Source organism: Roseovarius sp. W115 (genome assembly GCF_032842945.2).
In the GTDB taxonomy this organism is placed as follows: domain Bacteria; phylum Pseudomonadota; class Alphaproteobacteria; order Rhodobacterales; family Rhodobacteraceae; genus Roseovarius; species Roseovarius rhodophyticola.
The window spans coordinates 2,544,022-2,562,738 of sequence record NZ_CP146606.1 but is presented as its reverse complement, the minus strand read 5'-3'; the positions used below and the strand labels follow the sequence as shown (position 1 = coordinate 2,562,738).

The 18,717-nt window shown below is 57.6% G+C and carries 18 protein-coding genes; 4 read left to right on the top strand and 14 right to left on the bottom strand.

Annotated features, from left to right (window positions below; translation table 11 throughout):
• Position 1 precedes the first annotated feature (1 nt).
• The 12 genes from ribD to RZS32_RS12955 form a co-directional block, all read right to left on the bottom strand.
• Positions 2-1,108, bottom strand: a complete 1,107-nt coding sequence (ribD, locus tag RZS32_RS13010) for a bifunctional diaminohydroxyphosphoribosylaminopyrimidine deaminase/5-amino-6-(5-phosphoribosylamino)uracil reductase RibD (protein ID WP_317057400.1) — start codon at positions 1,106-1,108, stop codon at positions 2-4.
• Positions 1,109-1,113: 5 nt separating this feature from the next.
• The gene (gene nrdR / locus RZS32_RS13005) at positions 1,114-1,584 is read right to left on the bottom strand and encodes a transcriptional regulator NrdR (RefSeq protein WP_317057399.1); all 471 of its coding nucleotides are present in this window, start codon (positions 1,582-1,584) and stop codon (positions 1,114-1,116) included.
• 137 nt (positions 1,585-1,721) lie between these two features.
• Positions 1,722-2,144: a secondary thiamine-phosphate synthase enzyme YjbQ gene (locus RZS32_RS13000; RefSeq protein ID WP_317057398.1), complete on the bottom strand. Its 423-nt coding sequence runs from the start codon at positions 2,142-2,144 to the stop codon at positions 1,722-1,724.
• A gap of 55 nt (positions 2,145-2,199) precedes the next feature.
• The gene (locus RZS32_RS12995) at positions 2,200-2,469 is read right to left on the bottom strand and encodes a DUF1294 domain-containing protein (RefSeq protein WP_317057910.1); all 270 of its coding nucleotides are present in this window, start codon (positions 2,467-2,469) and stop codon (positions 2,200-2,202) included.
• Positions 2,470-2,547: 78 nt separating this feature from the next.
• Positions 2,548-4,533, bottom strand: a complete 1,986-nt coding sequence (gene rpoD, locus RZS32_RS12990; protein ID WP_317057397.1) for an RNA polymerase sigma factor RpoD — start codon at positions 4,531-4,533, stop codon at positions 2,548-2,550.
• A 114-nt stretch (positions 4,534-4,647) separates the two neighbouring features.
• Positions 4,648-6,585 carry a DNA primase gene (gene dnaG / locus RZS32_RS12985; RefSeq protein ID WP_317057396.1) on the bottom strand — a complete coding sequence of 646 codons (1,938 nt, stop codon included), beginning with the start codon at positions 6,583-6,585 and terminating at the stop codon, positions 4,648-4,650.
• 55 nt (positions 6,586-6,640) lie between these two features.
• Complete coding sequence (locus RZS32_RS12980) at positions 6,641-6,973, bottom strand: hypothetical protein (RefSeq protein ID WP_317057395.1); 333 nt, start codon at positions 6,971-6,973, stop codon at positions 6,641-6,643.
• Positions 6,974-7,016: 43 nt separating this feature from the next.
• Complete coding sequence (locus RZS32_RS12975; protein WP_317057394.1) at positions 7,017-7,565, bottom strand: sarcosine oxidase subunit gamma; 549 nt, start codon at positions 7,563-7,565, stop codon at positions 7,017-7,019.
• A complete protein-coding gene (locus RZS32_RS12970; RefSeq protein WP_317057393.1) occupies positions 7,558-10,488 on the bottom strand; it encodes a sarcosine oxidase subunit alpha family protein in 2,931 nt (976 codons plus the stop codon). Before RZS32_RS12970 ends, RZS32_RS12975 begins: the two co-directional genes overlap by 8 nt.
• Positions 10,485-10,748 (bottom strand): sarcosine oxidase subunit delta, encoded by a 264-nt coding sequence (locus RZS32_RS12965; RefSeq protein WP_317057392.1) that lies wholly within the window; start codon positions 10,746-10,748, stop codon positions 10,485-10,487. Before RZS32_RS12965 ends, RZS32_RS12970 begins: the two co-directional genes overlap by 4 nt.
• 50 nt (positions 10,749-10,798) lie before the next feature.
• Positions 10,799-12,052, bottom strand: a complete 1,254-nt coding sequence (locus tag RZS32_RS12960; RefSeq protein WP_317057391.1) for a sarcosine oxidase subunit beta family protein — start codon at positions 12,050-12,052, stop codon at positions 10,799-10,801.
• 183 nt (positions 12,053-12,235) lie between these two features.
• On the bottom strand, positions 12,236-13,669 hold the full coding sequence (locus RZS32_RS12955; protein ID WP_317057390.1) for a Glu/Leu/Phe/Val family dehydrogenase: 1,434 nt from the start codon (positions 13,667-13,669) through the stop codon (positions 12,236-12,238).
• Positions 13,670-13,985: 316 nt separating this feature from the next.
• Between RZS32_RS12955 and RZS32_RS12950 the strand changes: the two genes are divergently transcribed.
• The 3 genes from RZS32_RS12950 to RZS32_RS12940 are packed head-to-tail and all read left to right on the top strand — an operon-like array spanning position 13,986 to position 17,139.
• Complete coding sequence (locus RZS32_RS12950) at positions 13,986-15,932, top strand: TadE/TadG family type IV pilus assembly protein (protein WP_339106660.1); 1,947 nt, start codon at positions 13,986-13,988, stop codon at positions 15,930-15,932.
• Positions 15,929-16,489, top strand: coding sequence for a TadE/TadG family type IV pilus assembly protein (locus RZS32_RS12945; protein WP_317057388.1), 561 nt, complete (start codon positions 15,929-15,931; stop codon positions 16,487-16,489). Before RZS32_RS12950 ends, RZS32_RS12945 begins: the two co-directional genes overlap by 4 nt.
• Positions 16,489-17,139, top strand: coding sequence for a TadE/TadG family type IV pilus assembly protein (locus RZS32_RS12940; RefSeq protein WP_317057387.1), 651 nt, complete (start codon positions 16,489-16,491; stop codon positions 17,137-17,139). Before RZS32_RS12945 ends, RZS32_RS12940 begins: the two co-directional genes overlap by 1 nt.
• 38 nt (positions 17,140-17,177) lie before the next feature.
• Here the strand turns inward: RZS32_RS12940 and RZS32_RS12935 are convergent, their stop codons facing one another.
• Positions 17,178-17,639 carry a hypothetical protein gene (locus RZS32_RS12935; RefSeq protein WP_339106659.1) on the bottom strand — a complete coding sequence of 154 codons (462 nt, stop codon included), beginning with the start codon at positions 17,637-17,639 and terminating at the stop codon, positions 17,178-17,180.
• Between the two features lie 30 nt (positions 17,640-17,669).
• Entirely contained in the window at positions 17,670-18,266 is a 597-nt protein-coding gene (locus tag RZS32_RS12930; protein ID WP_317057385.1) for a TetR/AcrR family transcriptional regulator, read from the bottom strand.
• A 79-nt stretch (positions 18,267-18,345) separates the two neighbouring features.
• Here RZS32_RS12930 and RZS32_RS12925 point away from each other — a divergent pair, with 79 nt between their 5' ends.
• Entirely contained in the window at positions 18,346-18,681 is a 336-nt protein-coding gene (locus RZS32_RS12925) for a hypothetical protein (protein ID WP_317057384.1), read from the top strand.
• Positions 18,682-18,717: the final 36 nt, after the last annotated feature.

Below are 18,717 nucleotides of genomic sequence, written 5' to 3'. Positions count from 1 at the left end.
CCTATTCGCTCTCGTGTTGGGCGACCCAGCGATGCATGACATCACTGCCAACAGCACGGCTTTCCACCAATCGAAAGCGTCGTCCATTGTCCAGCCGATCCAGTCCCAGCGCCCCCACGCCGGGCCGTCCTTCAGCCCCGATGGCAAGGCCTGCGGTGAAGCCCACCAATTCGTCCACCAGCCCCTCGGCCAGAAGTGAGGCGGCCAATGCGCCGCCCCCTTCGCAGAACACGCGCGTCAGCCCTTTTTGGCCAAGCTCCATCAAAACTGATGTCAGATTGAGCTGTCTGCCGGTCAATTGACAAGTCAAAAGTTCTGCCCCGACGCCATTCCATGCCTCGACCAGCGAGGCATCTGCATCCGGTCCGTGGCACAGCCAGACCGGCACGTCACGCGCTGTGCGCGCCAGGTTGCTCATCAGGGGCAGGTCGAGACGGCGCGACACAGCGATCCGCACCGGTTGATGTGTCACGCCGAGGTCTCGCACGGTCAGGGATGGGTCATCGGCCCGTACCGTGCCCGCCCCCACCATCACGGCGTCGTGGCGCGCGCGCATGGCATGCACCCACCGTCTTGCCTCTGGCCCCGTGATCCATTGGCTGTGCCCGCTTGCAGTTGCAATCCGACCGTCAAACGACGTGGCAAGCTTGAGCGTTACCCAAGGTCGCCCAAGACGCACCCGCGTCAGGAAGCCTGATAATACGTCTTCCGCCTCTTGCGCCAAAAGACCGGTTTCGACAATGAGCCCGGCAGTGCGCAGAGCCTCAAACCCACCCCCGGATACGTTCGGGTGCGGATCTACAATAGGCACCACGACGCGCGCGATGCCGGCTTCAATCAGCGCATCTGCACAAGGCGGTGTTTGACCATGGTGGCAACAGGGTTCAAGGCTGACATAGGCCGTGGCACCGCGCGTCGCAGTGCCAGCCTGATCTAGCGCCGCCCGCTCAGCATGAGGTCGTCCTCCGGGCGCAGTGCGCCCACGGCCTACGATGCGCCCGTCTTTGACGATCACACAGCCGACACTTGGATTGGGCCAACATGTGCCGGTACCCTGACGCGCGAGCGCCAGAGCCAGCTTTAGAAACCGGATGTCGGCCTCGTGCACGTGACCTAAGTTTCCTCTGGAGCGGTGTTCGGACGCAGTTCGCTAACGAACTTGTCGAAATCATCTGCGGCCTGGAAGTTCTTGTAAACACTGGCAAATCTCACATAAGCCACTGTATCGATCCGCGCCAGGCTTTCCATGACGATCTCGCCCACGGTCTTTGACGGGATGTCCGTCTCACCCAGCGACTCCAATCGCCGGACGATGCCCGAGATCATTTGCTCGACACGTTCAGGTTCCACCGGGCGCTTCTGCAGCGCGATGCGGATCGAGCGTTCCAGCTTGTCGCGGTCAAAATCCTCACGGCGTCCATTGGATTTAACCACCACCAGGTCACGCAGCTGTACGCGCTCATAGGTGGTGAACCGTCCCCCGCAGGCCGGACAAAACCGCCGCCGCCGGATCGAAACGTGATCCTCCGCAGGCCGCGAATCCTTTACCTGAGTGTCAATATTTCCGCAAAACGGGCAGCGCATCGGCCGTTCCCCTTTTCTTCTCTGCCTCTGTTGATCATGGGTCTGCTGCCCAAGTATCTACCGTGACTATAGGGCGTCCGCAAAGTTTTGGGTAGAGGGGAAATGAAACCGCTGCATGTTGCGGTTTTTTGGTCATGTCAGGGGCATAAATGCGCGGCAATCTCACGTGAATGCGGCCTGTCGCGGTGCTCAAAAAGGTAAACCCCCTGCCATGTACCCAAGGTCAGACGCCCGTCTACCACCGGAATACTAAGGCTCACCGGCATCATCGCCGCCTTGATATGCGCAGGCATATCATCGGGGCCTTCATAGGTGTGGGTGAGGTAAGACATGCTAGGATCTGTGGTGGGCGGTACCAGTCGGGAAAAGTAATTCCGCAGATCGGTCTGCACCTCAGGATCGGCGTTTTCCTGAATAAGCAGGCTCGCCGAGGTGTGACGGATGAAGAGGGTGAGCAGGCCGGTGGAAATCCCCTGCTCCGCCACCCAGCCTGTCACCTCGCGGGTGAATTCATAAAGACCCTGGCCGTGGGTTGAGATCGTGAAGGTGGTTTGGGGCATGGGGCACTTTCTCATTTTACCCGAACGCAGAATTCCAACTCATCCAAGCGTACGTTTAAAACAGTAAGTTGCCCAGAACGAACAAGGCTCGTTCTCTCAAAGGCGGAACAATAGCGACCAGATACAAAATAGTGTTCCAGCACACCAAAGCATTCAGAGAAGACCGAAATGGCTCTTTGGACGTTTTGTGCCTGCATACCCATTGAGCATACTTGCCGCCCAACGCACCACCAAGAAAAGCCCAAGTCAACAATGTATTCTCCGACACGCGCCAGCTATGCCTTTGTGCGCAGCGTTTGTCCCAAGCCATTAAAAGCGCGCACACGCTGCATGTTATCTGGAACCAGATAACGACTACAACAAATGGAGTAATCACACCGAAGTCCGAACCAACAACAGCGCCTTACTGGTCCAAGAAGCTCCTCAACTTCCGCGACCGGCTCGGATGTTTCAGCTTGCGCAGCGCCTTGGCCTCAATCTGGCGGATGCGTTCGCGGGTCACGCTGAACTGTTGGCCCACTTCTTCCAATGTGTGGTCGGTGTTCATGCCGATGCCAAAGCGCATGCGCAGCACGCGTTCTTCGCGGGGCGTGAGGGATGACAGCACCCGGGTTGTGGTTTCCTTCAGGTTGTCCTGAATTGCCGAATCCAAAGGCAGGATCACATTCTTGTCCTCGATGAAATCCCCAAGCTGGCTGTCTTCCTCGTCGCCAATGGGCGTTTCCAGAGAAATCGGCTCTTTGGCGATTTTCATCACCTTGCGGACCTTCTCAAGCGGCATCTGCAGCTTTTCGGCCAGCTCTTCCGGCGTCGGCTCGCGGCCTATTTCGTGCAGCATCTGGCGCCCTGTCCGCACCAGCTTGTTGATCGTCTCGATCATATGCACCGGAATACGGATCGTGCGGGCCTGGTCGGCAATCGACCGGGTGATCGCCTGACGGATCCACCATGTGGCGTAAGTCGAGAATTTGTAGCCCCGGCGATACTCGAACTTGTCCACCGCCTTCATCAGGCCAATGTTGCCTTCCTGAATAAGATCAAGGAATTGCAGGCCACGGTTCGTGTACTTTTTGGCGATGGAAATCACCAGGCGCAGGTTCGCCTCGACCATTTCCTTCTTGGCCTGACGCGCCTCTTTCTCGCCCTTTTGCACCTGGTTCACGATGCGGCGGAATTCAGGAATGTCGAGGCCCACATACTGCCCAACCTGGGCCATGTCGGCGCGCAGTTCCTCGACCTTGTCGGGGCTGCGCTCCATGAACATTTTCCAGCCGCGGCCGTCCTTCTTGGCCATGTCGTCAAGCCAGTTGGGATCAAGCTCTCGCCCGCGGTATTCCTCGATGAATTCCTTTCGGTTGATGCGCGCCTGATCGGCGAGTTTCACCATGGCGCTGTCGATCGCCATGATCCGGCGGTTGATGCCGTAAAGCTGGTCAATCAGCGCTTCAATCCGGTTGTTGTGCAGGTGAAGCTCATTCACCAGCTCAACAATCTCGGCGCGCAGCTTTTGATAGGTCTTTTCCTGTTTGTCCGAGAAAGATCCATCTTCGTTCAGAGTGGCCGAGATCCGGCTGTCCTGCATCTCGGAGAGTTTCTCGTAATCCGCCGCGATGCGATCCAGCGTTTCAAGCACACGCGGCTTGAGCGCGGCCTCCATCGCAGCAAGGCTCATATTGGCCTGTTCGTCGTCATCATCATCGTCATCGGTGGCAATCGGATTGCCATCAGCGTCCAGTTCCGGCTCGGAGCTGGCTTCAGGCTTGGCCGCAGGAGCACTTGTCATATTGGCGGCTTCCACCACCGGTTCGCCCTCTTCGTCACCCATCTGGTTGCCGAACGTGGTCTCCAGATCGATCACATCGCGCAGCAGGATGTCTTCACCCAAAAGTTCGTCACGCCAGATTGTAATTGCCTGGAATGTCAGGGGGCTTTCGCAGAGGCCCGCAATCATCGTGTTGCGGCCGGCCTCGATGCGTTTGGCAATGGCAATCTCGCCTTCGCGGCTGAGCAATTCGACCGAGCCCATCTCGCGCAGGTACATGCGCACCGGGTCGTCCGTGCGGTCGAGCTTTTCTTCCTTGCCCGAGCCAAGCGTGATCTCGCCCTTGCGGCCAATCTCGGCCACGGCGGTGGATTTGGCCTCTTCTTCTTCGGCCTCTTCTTCCTCGATGATGTTGATACCCATCTCGCTGAGCATCGACATGACGTCTTCGATTTGCTCAGAAGACACCTGATCCGGCGGCAAAACCTTGTTCAGCTGATCATAGGTGATAAAGCCGCGCTCACGCGCCTCGGCGATCATTTTCTTGACCGCAGTCTGGCTCATATCAAGAGAGATTTCCGAGTCCTGGTCTTCCGGCTTCGAGTCGTCATTATCTTTGGCGGCCATTCAGCTCTCCTGCATCCCGTTGCGCAAGGGTGATTCGCGTAATCCGAATCAATAGTGCGAATGAGTGATTCGCAATCAGATATCCCTTATTTTTCGAATAATCCTAGCGAATCGTTACCGATCGGACGCTTTTCCAAACCCAATTTGCTCAAGCAGCGCATCAAATCGTTCCTTTTCCGACCGGCTGATCTGGGCGCCATTGTCGCCCTTGTCATACTCGGTGCGGTCCTCATTCTGGCTTTTCCAAGCCTTGTTGCGCGCCTCCGCGGCTTCGCTCAGACGCCAGGTCACCGCCTCATCCGCCACGCCAGCCAGATCCTGTTCCGCCTCGGAAACCTCGGCCGCAAGCCCTTGCTCTGTCACGAGCTTGGCAAGGGTTTCGGTCACTGTCATACGCGCAATATCAATGTCCCCCGGGCGACGCACGGAGGGCACCAAAGCGACATGGGGAAGCGTGAGAAGCTTTTCAACCGCCTCTTCGCCTAAATCAGCGGTCAGATGATCAAAAAGTTCCTTAGGCCCATGCGGGTCGTAGCGAAGCATCACGCTGCGGATCTGCGACAGATGCGGTGCCGCGCAGCTTAGACCCTCCAGTGCGCTTTCGAATTCCTCGAAAATCGAAGGTGTCCGAATGAGCGTGGCCAGGATCACCGCCTCGCGAAGTTCAATTTGATTTTCCTCGCGAGATGCGGCCAGCAAAGAGGATTTGGTGCTGGCGCGCACCGGCTCTTGTTTCTTCCAGCGGCCCGCACCCCCACCCTGACGGCGGGGATTGAAGAGCTGCCAGCGCAATTCCTTGATCGCCTGTCCATAATGGCTTCGGATGGATGGATCGCGAATGAGTTTAATCTTTTCGCGCAAAGCCTTGTCGAGGGCGGCCTTGCGTTCGGGGCTGTCGAAGTTCTGCCCTTCGGTTTCGCGGCGCCACAAAAGCTGCACCATCGGAAGCGCCTGATCGAGCAGCTTTTGCACCGCCCCAGCACCGTCAGACCGCAAGAGATCATCTGGGTCCTTACCCTCAGGCATGATGGCAAAGCGCAGGCTCTTGCCCGCCTCCAAGAGCGGCAGCGCAAGGTCAATCACCCGGTGCGCGGCGCGTAGGCCGGCCGTATCCCCATCCAGCGCGATGATCGGCTCATCCGCAATCCGCCAGAGCATGGCAAGCTGATGCTCGGTCACAGCCGTGCCCAGAGGGGCGACGCTTGCACCAAACCCGGCTTGGGCCAGGGCGATGACATCCATGTACCCCTCGGCCACGACCAAAGGCTGGCCCTTGCCTGCCGCTTCACGCGCAGGCCCATGGTTGTAAAGCGTGCGGGATTTGTCAAAAAGCTCGGTCTCGGGGCTGTTGAGGTATTTGGCGTTGTCGTTGGGGTCCATCGCGCGACCGCCAAAGGCGATGCACCGGCCACGCGGATCGCGGATTGGATAGATGATCCTCCCCCGGAATGTGTCATAGGGCTTGCCGCCCTTCTGGCTTGGCTTGGCCAGACCACAGCCCAGGATCAGGTCATCCTCGATGCCCTTGCCCTTCAGCGCGTCCCAAAGCCCCTGCCAGGCATCGGGCGCAAAGCCGATCTCAAAGCGCTCTTGCGCGGCCTCGTCCAGCCCCCGGCCCGCAAGGTAATCCCGCGCCGCTGCCCCTGCGCCAGCTTTCAGCATCAGCCGGAAGTGGCGCACAGCCGCCTCCATGACCTCGGCGAGCTGCGTGCGCCTGTCTGCCTTTTCCTGCGCTTGTGGATCCCGCTCGGGCATTTGCATCCCGGCCTCTCCGGCCAGAATGCGCACCGCTTCCATGAACTCGACGTTCTCGGTTTCGCGCACGAAAGAAATCGCATCGCCCTTGGCATGACAGCCAAAGCAATAATAATAGCCCTTGCGATCATCGACGTGAAAGCTGGCGGTTTTTTCCTGATGGAAGGGGCACGGTGCCCACATATCGCCCTTGCCCTGATTGGACTTGCGCGTGTCCCACATGACCTTGCGGCCCACGACCTGCACGATCGACGTGCGAGTGCGCAACTCATCAAGGAATCCGGGTGGCAGGCTCATGGACTATATATGCGGCAAGACTGGCCGCTCGCCAAGGCGCATCCGCAGAGTATTCTCAGGGATCGTAGCCCAAACAGCTTTTCTCGTAGGTCGCGCCGATGGTTTTGTCGGCGCCATCTTCGGCAATCACCTCTGCCTCAAGCGTGTACACCCAATCCACCAATGGTCCGACAGTGGGTTGGTATTTCTCCGCTACGGCTGAGTCGCCAGTCATGAACCCGTCTTTGACGGCGTTGACATCTGCCCCGCCAGCACGTTCAGCGACAGCCTGCGACACGATTCCGGCCGTCACAGCGCAGGTTTCTTTTTGTTTTTCGTCACTTGCCAATGCAGGGCTTATCGCGCCGATAAGCACCCCCGCGCCGAGCGCGATTGCGATACGTGGCATATTACTGGTCCCTCACGCCTCATTTTTTGCGACTTTGGCAGGCTCAGCCACGCGCCGCAACCCCTTCCATCGCGTCAGTGATCTCATGCAGCGCTGTGCGGGCAAAGGCGCGGAAGATCATCAGCTGGAACTCGGTCTCGGACATACGGGTGAGCGAGCTCGTCATATGCGCCACTTCCGTGCGGGCCGTGCTGTTGATCGGGAATTGTCTCAGCCGCGTGTCGATCGGGCAAAGCCGCGCCAGCGCCGCTTCAATTCCCTCGCCGCGCAGCGAAAGCACCGCCCAGGCATCCGACTGATCCGTCAACGCGGCCTCCTTAGCCAGTGCCGGGTCCGGTTCCGCCCCGATCAAAAGCGCCATGTCGCGTCCGAACCAAAGGCAGCTCGCCTCTTTGCCCGGCAAAAACATGTTTGGCTTGGGAAAGGTGATCCCATGTGCCTTTTTCAACAAATCGGACACCGCTTTCTGTCGCCCCGGATAAGGCGCAATCGAGGTAACTGGCCCAAGGTCGCCCACCTCTTGCACCACCATCGTGCCCACCTCGACGGGCGTCGCGCCCTGCAAGGGCGTAGTCGGCTCAAGCTTAACCACGCATCCGCCCTCCTTTGGCATCGAACTGCACCGGGTCCACCACCTCGCAGAGCGTCGAGATGCCGTTGAGATGCTCGACCATGCGCACCTGCTCCCCAAGCCGTGCGCGACCATTTTTCAAAAAACCCAGCCCAATCATATGCCCAAGCTCCGGGGAAAACCCAACTGAGGTGATGTAGCCCTGATCGTTTTCGCTCTGCGCCTCGGCATCGGGATTAAAAAGATGCGCTCCGGAAATGAGTTGCTTGACCGTGCCAATGGGCTTCAGCCCGACCATCTGCTCACGCGCCTCATCCACCAATCCGGGACGGGCGGCCATCGTTTTGCCGATGAAATCCTTCTTGCGGCTCATCATCCCCTGCATGCCGATATCTAACGCGGTCACGCGGCCATGAATCTCGGCGTGCGCAATGAACCCTTTTTCAATGCGCATGACATTGAGGGCTTCCATCCCGTATGGACCTCCCTCCAGCGCCTCGGCGCGGGAAAGAAGCGCATCAAAGAGCGCCGCCCCGTAGCGCGCGGGCACGGCCAGTTCATACGCCAGCTCGCCGGAAAACGAGATACGGAAGAGCCGCGCAGGTACATCGCCGATTGAGACATGTCCGCAGGCCATAAAGGGCCAAGTGGTATCATCGAGCTTCTGCCCCAGCATGTCTTCCAGCAATGTACGTGATTTGGGTCCCGCCACGGCGAACTGCGCCCATTGCTCCGAGACCGAGACAAAGCGCACCGCCATTTTGGCGCAAAACGCCTGTTGCACGAAGTCGAGATGTCGCATCACCTGTCCGGCCGCGGCCGTGGTGGTTGTGACGAGAAAATGATCTGGCCCAAGCCGCGCGCAGGTGCCGTCATCCATGACATGCCCGTCTTCGCGCAGCATCAGGCCATATTTCACCCGGCCCTCTTTCAAAGTTGACATCATGCCCGTGTAGACAAAATCGAGGAAAGCTCCGGCATCCGGCCCCTGCACGTCAATCTTGCCCAAGGTCGAGACATCGCAAACACCGACCGCGTCGCGGACCATTCGCACCTCGCGGTCACAAGACTGCCGCCAATGCGTTTCACCAACCTGCGGGAAATAGCTTGGCCGATACCACAACCCGGCTTCAATCATCGGCGCGCCCAAGGCGATGGTGCGGTCATGCGAGGTGGTGAACCGCTCGGGCGCAAAACCTTTGCCCTGCCCACCCGCGCCCAACGCCGCGATGGGCACCGGGATGAAGGGCGGACGATAAGTCGTTGTGCCTGTTTCAGGAATCCCCTGCCCCATGGAATCCGCCAGAACAGCCAGCGCCGCGATGTTGGAGTTCTTGCCCTGATCCGGTGCCATACCCTGCGTGGTGTAGCGTTTCATATGCTCGACGGACCGGAAGTTCTCGGTCGCGGCCTGTGTCACGTCCTTGACGGTCACGTCATTCTGAAAATCCAGCCACGCGCGCCCCTTGCCCGGCACCGACCACAGCGGTGTGATTTCGTAGCTGCCATCCTCAGCTTTGGGCAGGCTCACCTTCGCACGCTTGATCCCAAGATCATCAAGTACAGCCTGCGCCGCCTCAACCCCGCTTTGCAGACAGCCCGCAGTCGAGAAAACACCTTTCGCGGCACCTGCCACGGTCATGCCAGGAATGGTGCCGTCTGCTGGGACAAAGGCCACGATGCGCTCGTCCCAAACCGGACGCCCGCCCATGTGACAACTGAGATGCAGGGAGGGGTTCCATCCACCTGACATCGCGAGACAATCCGCCTGGATTTTCTCAACATCGCCATCTTGCTTGATGGTGATGGCCTCCAGCGCACGACGGCCTTCGGCATTGCTCACCTGCGCGCCCGGATAAAACGGGATGCCCAGGGTGCACTCCGCCTCAGGACGCACGTCGATTAGGGCCGCGACATGAACGCCCGCCGCCTGCAAATCCGCCACAGTCCGGTGGCCCGCATCAGAATTGGCAAAGACCGCCACCCGCTGACCCGGGCAAACCCGCCAGCGATTGACATAGGCGCGCAAGGCCCCCGCCATCATGATACCGGGCCGATCGTTGTTCTGAAACGCGATGGGGCGTTCAAGCGCGCCTGCTGCCAAAATGCTGCGTCTGGCCACGATCCGCCAAAACGTCGCCTTTGGCGCTCCGGATCGCGCGGCCACCTCAGGGGCCATGCGTTCCAGCGCGCCATAGGTGCCCTGATCATAAGCCCCGACCACGGCGGTGCGCGTCATCGCGCGCACATTAGGCATCTCGCATAAACGCTTGAAAATCTTTTGCGCCCAGGCGCTTCCAGATTGATCTTCAACCTCTTCACGTTCGGCATTCAGACGCCCGCCGACGCGCGTATCTTCCTCAGCGAGGATCACATCCGCCCCTGCCTCTGCCGCGCTCAACGCCGCCATAAGCCCCGCAGGTCCCGCCCCGACGACCAGAAGGTCGCAGAACGTATAGGCCTTGTCATACTTCTGCCGTGCAGCCTCTGGACTGAGCGCGCCCAGACCCGCCGCGCGACGGATTACCGGCTCATAGATCCTTTCCCAGAAGGCCTTGGGCCACATGAAGGTTTTGTAATAGAACCCTGCGCCCAGAAAGGGCGCAAAGAGGTCGTTGACCGACATCACATCGAAATCAACGTTGGGCCAGCAATTCTGGCTATATGCCTCTAGACCTTCAGCCAGTTCCACCATCGTGGCGCGCGCATTCGGCTCCTGGCCCGGACCATGCCCCAGAGTGACCAGCGCATTGGGTTCTTCACTCCCCGCGCTAAATACACCACGCGGTCGATGGTACTTAAAAGAGCGCCCCACAACCTTGATATCATTGGCCAAAAGCGCAGAGGCCAGCGTGTCTCCGGAAAACCCGAGATACCGTCGCCCATCATAGGAGAAACCGATCCGCCGGCTGCGGTCAAGCAAGCCCTGTCCCTCCAGCCTCATGACGACGCCTCTTCTGCCAGCTTGGTAGCAATCACCTCATGCGTAGCGGTGTTGCGCGTGACCACGACCCAGGCGCCACAACCCATCTCGTGATACCAAAGATCGCGCGTCTCGCCGCAGGGGTTGTCGCGGTTGTGTACGTAATCGTCCCAAGCCTCAGATCCGGCATCCTCGGTCGGACGGTCCAGCGCCAGCGCATGACCAGAGTAATAGAACTCTCGCCGGTCGCGTTCGCCGCAGATAGGGCATGTGATCCTCATCTCACAACCCCCTACCTCTTCTGGGAAAAGCACTCGAACATACAAACGCTTTAATGCAAGTTATGCTGCGCACCGGTGCCCTCCTCATCCATGAGGCCAAAACCCGTCTTGAAGCGGTCCAGCCTTAGACGTGCCGCTGCTTTATGCGGCGTGCCTGTTGCGACCAGGTGCGCCATGCAATGGCCCGAGCCTGGCACCGCCTTGAACCCGCCGTAGCACCAGCCGCAATTCAGGTAGAGCCCGTCGATATGCGTCTTGTCGATGATGGGAGAGCCATCCGGGCTCATATCCATGATCCCGCCCCAGCTGCGCAGCACCTTGGCCTGCCCGATCATCGGCATAAGCGTCATGCCCGCCTCCATCACATGCTCGACCAATGGCAAATTCCCCCGCGCGGCATAAGAGGCGTACATGTCCAAATCCCCGCCAAAGACCAGCCCGCCTTTGTCCGACTGGCTGATATAGAAATGCCCCATGCCGAAGCTGATCACATGGTCGATGCAGGGCTTCAGCCCCTCAGTGACAAAGGCTTGCAACACGTGGCTTTCAATCGGCAGGCGCATCCCGGCCATGGCAGCGGTCTGGCTGGAGCGTCCGGCAGTGATCATCGCGACCTTCTTGGTGCGAATAGTCCCGCGTGAGGTCTGCACGCCCGTGACCTTCCCATTTTCCACATCAATACCGGTAACTTCGCAATTCTGGATCAGGTCCACGCCCCGGTCGCTCGCCCCGCGCGCATAGCCCCAGGCCACGGCGTCATGCCGCGCCGTGCCCGCACGCCGCTGCAACAGCCCGCCATAGATCGGAAAACGTGCCTGATCATAATCCAGATAGGGCACCATGCGCCTCAGCTGTGCGACGCTGAGCAATTCGGCATCATCGCCCTGATTGCGCATCGCATTGCCCCGCCGGATGGCCGCGTCACGCTGACCGTCGGAGTGAAACAGAACGATCTGACCACGCTGCGAATGCATGACGTTGTAATTCAGGTCTTCTTCCAAGCCTTCCCAGAGCTTCAAAGAATGGCTGTAAAACTCTGAATTTCCTGGAAGAAAGTAATTCGCACGGACAATCGTCGTGTTCCGTCCGACATTCCCGCCACCAAGATAGCCTTTTTCAAGCACGGCGACATTGGTGATCCCATGTTCCTTGGCCAAATAGTAGGCCGTCGACAGGCCGTGCCCGCCACCGCCGATGATCACCACATCATAGGCATCCTTGGGGCTGGCATCCCGCCAGTGTGCCGACCAGCCTTTGTTGCCGGTCAACCCTTCCTTGATCACACGCAGCCCCGAAAACCGCATCATATTCTCCTTTGGTACATAGACCGGAGTGAACCAATTTGCGCAGGCGGGCGCAATCAGTTGCGGCAAATGAAAGATAAGAAACCGACATTTGCCGGGTTTTGACTTGGAGAACAGCCGCTACGCCAAAAACAAACGGCATCCACAAAATGGATGCCGTCTGAAACCGCTCAAAGCTTGGTTTTATAGGCCCAGCGCGCGATAGCTCGCAGCCACCTTGTCAATCGCCACGAGGTATGCCGCTGTGCGCAGGTCGGTCACATCGTCCCGCTCATGCCAGACCTCGCGCATCGACTGATAGGCCGTGCGCATTGTGTCATCGAGGCCCGAGCGCACAAGCTCAAGCTCCCCTGCGCCCCGCAGATATTTCTGTTTGAAACCCGGTGTCAGGGTCCAGCCCAGTTCTTTGTCGGCACTCAGTTGTTCCAGCTCATCCACGATCAACTGGTGGCGCGCCTCTTCCTGACGGCGACCCATCCGACCAAATCGGATATGGCTGAGGTTTTTGACCCACTCAAAGTAAGACACGGTCACACCCCCGGCATTGGCATACATGTCCGGGATAATGACGGTGCCTTTTTCGCGCAGCACATCATCGGCACCCGCCGTCACAGGGCCGTTTGCGGCCTCAATGATCAGCGGCGCCTTGATCCGGTCCGCATTGCCCATGTTGATCACGCCCTCAAGTGCCGCCGGGATAAGAATGTCGCAATCCTGTTCCAGCACAGCCGCGCCTTCGGCCTGATGTGCCGCATCGGGAAAGCCCGTCACACCGCCATGCTTCATGATCCAGTTGCGCACCGCTTCGACGTCGAGACCCTTTTCATTGAAGAGCGCGCCGTCGCGCTCGATGATCCCGGTGATGACACAGCCATCTTCCTCTTGCAGGAATTTGGCGGCGTGATAGCCCACATTGCCCAGGCCCTGCACAATCACCCGTTTGCCATCCAGTGTGCCGCTCATCTTAGCGGCTTTGATGTCTTCCGGGTGACGGAAGAATTCCTGCAACGCATATTGCACGCCGCGCCCCGTGGCCTCGGTCCGGCCCTGAATGCCACCGGCATTGACAGGTTTTCCCGTGACACAAGCCCGGCTGTTGATATCGGTGGTGTTCATGCGCCGATACTGATCCGCGATCCACGCCATCTCACGCTCGCCCGTGCCCATGTCGGGGGCCGGTACGTTCTGTGATGGGTGGATCAGGTCACGTTTGGCCAGTTCGTAGGCAAAGCGACGCGTGATCAATTCAAGTTCATGATCGTCCCATTCGCGCGGATCAATCCGCAACCCGCCCTTGGAGCCGCCAAAGGGAGCCTCAACAAGAGAACATTTGTAAGTCATAAGCGCAGCGAGCGCCTCAACTTCATCCTGGTTCACGCCCATGGCGTAACGGATGCCGCCCTTGACCGGCTCCATATGTTCAGAATGCACGCTGCGATACCCGGTGAACGTATGGATCTGACCGCGCAATCGAACACCGAACCGCACGGTGTAAGTCGCGTTGCACACTCGAATTTTCTCTTCCAAGCCAGGTGGCAAGTCCATCAGCGACACGGCGCGGTTGAACATGAGATCCACACTTTCTCGGAAGCTTGGTTCTTTGATAGGCGCGTTCATTGGGTCTCCTCCCTTCGCGGTATGTTGATAAGCTGCTTCTATCCGGCGCTTTTCACCACATCGTTAAAGGAGAACGGAAATTTGTCCAGCAACACAAAGCAGGGATTCGAAGAATACTTGCTGGACAGCCTTGATTGAAAGGTTTGTCTCCGGACGGAAAACAAAAACAGGTATGAACTCTGTTTGTAGAGCAGAGGCACTTCAATCCAGCCTATTTTGAAGGCCTTGCGCCATAATTTGAACACAGACCTCTACGATAAACGCTACGTCGAATTCCGTTTTCTGTGGGCGTAGTCCGCCCAATTGAGGTGTCATTATGATGGTTTATACTGGACCAACCAAAAAGGGACGTTCGGGTGCGTGTGCCCGGTCGTCCTTTAACCCTAAATCCACTGCTCGACTTCTACGAGTTTTCCGCAAGGCCGAAGACGGCGCAGCGACGGTGCTGACGCTGTTTATCTTCATCATGATGCTGGTCATGGGCGGTATCGGTATCGACATGATGCGATTTGAGATGGAACGCGCCCGTCTTCAGGCCACACTCGATGCCGCTGTTCTCGCCGGTGCGGGTGCACCATTTGGCGAAGATCCTGAAGCCATTGTGCGGGATTACTTCGTGAAGGCTGAGATGTCTGAATTCCTCAGCGAATTTGAGGAAGGTGACGTTGTAACCTCATTGAACGCATCGAGCGTCCATGCGAACGCCGAAATGACCATGGACACATTTCTGATGCGGTTGTCCGGTGTTGAAAACCTGACGGCCGTGGCGTCTGCAACGGCCGAAACACGCATTCCAAAACTGGAAATCGCGCTGGTGCTCGACGTATCGAATTCGATGAACAACAACAACAAAATCGGTAACCTTCAAACTGCCGCGAAGGATTTTGTGACCACGATCATTAATTCAGCTGAGGAAAACAACGCGGTTATCTCGATTGTACCTTTCAGCACGTCAGTGGCTCCTTCAGACGAAATTTTCGACGCCTTGCTCGTAAATGAAACGCATACATACTCTAATTGCCTTGTGTTTGATGACGACGATTACAACAGCACTGCCCTGCTAACCGATGCTGCGGCTTCAAGCTCTTCGATTACTTTGCAGCCGATTGACCAGGCGATCTATACATCGCGCTTTGACAACTCAAACGGGTTCGGCACCGAGTTTGGGATTGATAGCCTGAACCAATCCTGGCGGTCTTGCTACACAGAAGACGGCTACCGGATCAGGCCCTTCTCGGCGAACGAAGCTCAGCTGCATGGTTACATCGACGACATGATCGCCGACGGCAACACCACAGGTAGCCTTGGGGTGAAATGGGGTGCTGCCCTGCTCGACCCGACATTCAATGATGTGACAACGGCTCTGATTGCGTCGGGCAGCATGGACAGCGCACTCAGCAACGTGCCCGTCGCTTACAATGAAAACGACACTGTGAAGGCCATTGTGATGATGGGCGACGGACAGAACACGACGACGTACTTCCTGCCGGAAAACAGCGACTACCGCGGACCAGATTCCACAGTGTTCAAACTCAGCTACACTGAAGACCAGTTTCTGTATGTCTATAACCGTTTCAACGCGAATATACGATCATCAAACTCGGTCTATGAGTATCTTTGCTCCTCCGCTTATCCCAACTGGTTGTGTGAATACCAGTCCGTGGATCGCGAGAACTACTACATCCGCGACGAAGACGCAGAGTATGGACCGGGATTGAACAACACGAATTCTGGCAATGATGCAGATAACCTGTCCGAATATGACAGCTGCGATTCCATTCTCGATGTGGATTGCGATGATGTTCAGGATGATCGTAACTTTGATGGACGTTGGTATATTAATGCCTTCACCGGTCAACGGATCGATGGTTTCGAATTCGTAAATCTCGAAGAAGAGATTGGTGATGGTTTCGTGGCGCGCTATCGCATGACCTGGGAAGAGGCCTGGGGCCAGATGACACCGGATGAGTATGGCGACCTCACTGGCGACCGCGGCCCAGACAACGAGTATGAGAACTCCGACAGCAACGTTACCGGTTCGCAAAAAGATACGCGGATGGGCAATGTCTGCACAGCCGCCAAATCCAACGGTGTGGTGATCTACACTATTGGTTTTGAGATTGCGGAAGGCGGCATTGCGGAGACGGCGTTGCAAGGCTGTGCATCCTCTTTGACCAACTACTACCGTGTGGAAGGGGTCGACATCACAGGCGCGTTCAGCTCAATCGCGGGCAACGTGCAATCGCTGAGGTTGACACAATGATTTGGCCATTTCGTTCACTCCTGGGCCGTTTCGCCCGGGAGGAAGATGGCAACTCTACCGTAGAGTTTGTCATAATCGTCCCAGTCTACCTTTCCATGATGGTGTTCTCGGTCGAGCTTGGCCTGATTACCATGCGCAACACCATGCTTGAGAGAGGTTTGGACATAGCCGTGCGCGACCTTCGCCTGGGAACGGGTACGTTTCAATCAAACACTGAAGAAGAGCAAGAAGCCACACATAACTTGATCAAACAGACTGTTTGTAACAACTCCATTGTTTTGGTGAATTGCGAGAATAAGCTTCAGCTTGAGATGGTCGTTGCTGATCCCTTTGCGTTCAATTCTCTGGACACGGAAGTGAAATGTACAGACCGCCCCGAGGATGCCGCGCCCGTACGGTTTAGCACCGGGACGGCCAATCAGCTGATGCTTCTGCGTGCGTGTTACAAGTATGAGCCGCTTTTCCCCGAAGGTGTGCTGGGCTCGGCGCTGAGTACAAACGCTGAAGGCGAAGCAGCAGTCGTGTCTTTGACTGCTTTTGTACAGGAGCCACTCTGATGTTAGTCTATGCACGTATCAAAACAGCTTTGGAAAGTTTTGCGAAAGAAACACGCGGCTCCTTCACGGTTGAAGCGGTGATCACGATCCCTCTGCTCTTTTGGGGGATCGCCGCCACATACGAATTCTTTGAGGTGCACCGCTACAAAAGCGTACGTGAAAAAGCCACCTACACCGTAGCGGATATGATTTCGCGTGAAACCCGCGAAGAAGGTCTGAACGTAGCTTATCTGGACAACGCCATGACGTTGTTCAACGAGATGTCCAACGATACAGGCACCAATCTGATGCGGGTTTCGGTTGTTCAATACGATGAGATCAACGACATCTACGAGGTGGTCTGGTCACAGCTGCGCGGCACGGGAACAACGCTTGATCCGCTTGAGACCGATGATGTGCGGAACGCGCATGACACACTTCCTATTGTCGACAATGGAGATCAGATCATTTTGGTCGAATCCAATTCGTTCTACGAGCCGTTTTTGGGGCTCGCACTGGATCGCTTCTTGGTAGACACGCGCATGTTCACAGCGATCCGTTTCGCATCTCAGGTTTGCTACGAGGGTGTTTGCGGCCCTGATGACGGCACGCCACCGGACGCCAGCGACGATGACGACTCAACTGCAAACAACAACGACGGCGGTACGTGATCTATCAACCGTGCCCCAAGTCTATATGTCATCGCGCATCAGCGCTGTGACGATATCGGCCATGGCCCGTGATTGCGCGCCCGGTGTGACACCTCCGACGCCAATCCGCTTGCCAAAACGCCACCAAAGCCCCGGCTGCCATCGCGCCGGGGCTTTCTTTTGAGCTTGATCAGAAACCCATTGGACGGCTTGAAGGCAAATATCCCACGATCCAGCGTCTCGATCTGATCCAGCGGGGCAATCACCTCTCCGTCGCTGGTCCGCAATCCGTCTCGCGTGAGCTCCACCGCAAGCGCCGTGGCCCGGCGCATCGCATCAGCCAGCCAAAGAGATAGTCCGCCGATCAAGAGTAAAAACGCCTGCCAGACCAATGCATCTGGCGGTCGTGCCATAGCCACATAGACCGTCAGTAGTCCCAAAACTCCCATTGCGCTGACCCCAAGCACACGACGCCCGGGTGAAGCGCGCACAATCGCCAGAATCTCTGAATCAGACGTCATTTTCGTTCCTGCCCGGCTCTCGTTTTGGGCCTACGCGCCCACGGTCTGTCGCACCATGTTCCAATATAGCGTTTCCACCTCAGGCAGCGAAAGCCGCCCTTGCTCACGAAACCAGGTGTTAACCCCGGTCAGCATCGCAATCAACGCCATCGCTGTGATGCGCGGTTCTTGTACCGAGAACACCCCCAAACGCGCGCCTTGTGCAAGAATGTCTTCCAAAGACGACTCATAGGTTCGCCGCAAGGCGCCTATCGCCTCAAAATTCTCAGGACTCAGATTGCGCAGTTCCATATAGGAAATGAACACCGCATCGGCCCGCTGCGTATTGAAGCGAATATGAAACCGCGTAAACGCCTCCAGCGCCGCGCGCGGGTCAGAGGCCTCTAACCGGACTGCTTCCTGCTTCCAGCCCGCCAATAGGCCATCCATATGTGCCTTTAGAAGATCAAACAAAAGGCTTTGTTTATCAGAGGTATAGTTATAAAGCGCCCCGGCCTGCACTCCGACCTCGGTTGCAATTTGGCGCATCGACACAGCAGCAAACCCGTGCCGCGCGAAAAGTCTGAGCGCGGCCTCGCGGACCTTGGGGCCGGTGATATCGGAATGAGATCCCTGTGTACGTGCCATGCCGAAAGACTTAACTGAACAAATGTTCATATAAAAGCCCTGCTTGCCTGTGCCCCCGAAGTAATGGCATGAGGTTGTTATGCGTTCTGACTTGCAAAGCCGTCTGTCTTTCGCGCCGCTGCGCCGGGGCACCCTTCTTTTGGGCGGCATTGCCCTTGCAGCCTGCACGCAGTTTCCAGAATTGAACCAAAGTGTCAGTGCCGAAGCGCGCAGCGGAGGTTTTCCCGCCCTCGTTCCGGTAGAAGTCCTTCTGGCAGACGCTCCTCAGCAACAAGTGACTGACACAACCACAACCTCACTGGAGGCCCGCGCCGCAGCTCTGCGCAGCCGAGCAGCCCGCCTCAAGGGCACTGTGCTCAATAAGTCGGCACGCGCGCGGCTTGAACAAAAGCCCGACATCCCCGCCGAAGGTTGATCAGACAGCGCACCAGTCAGGCGTCAAGGCCACGAA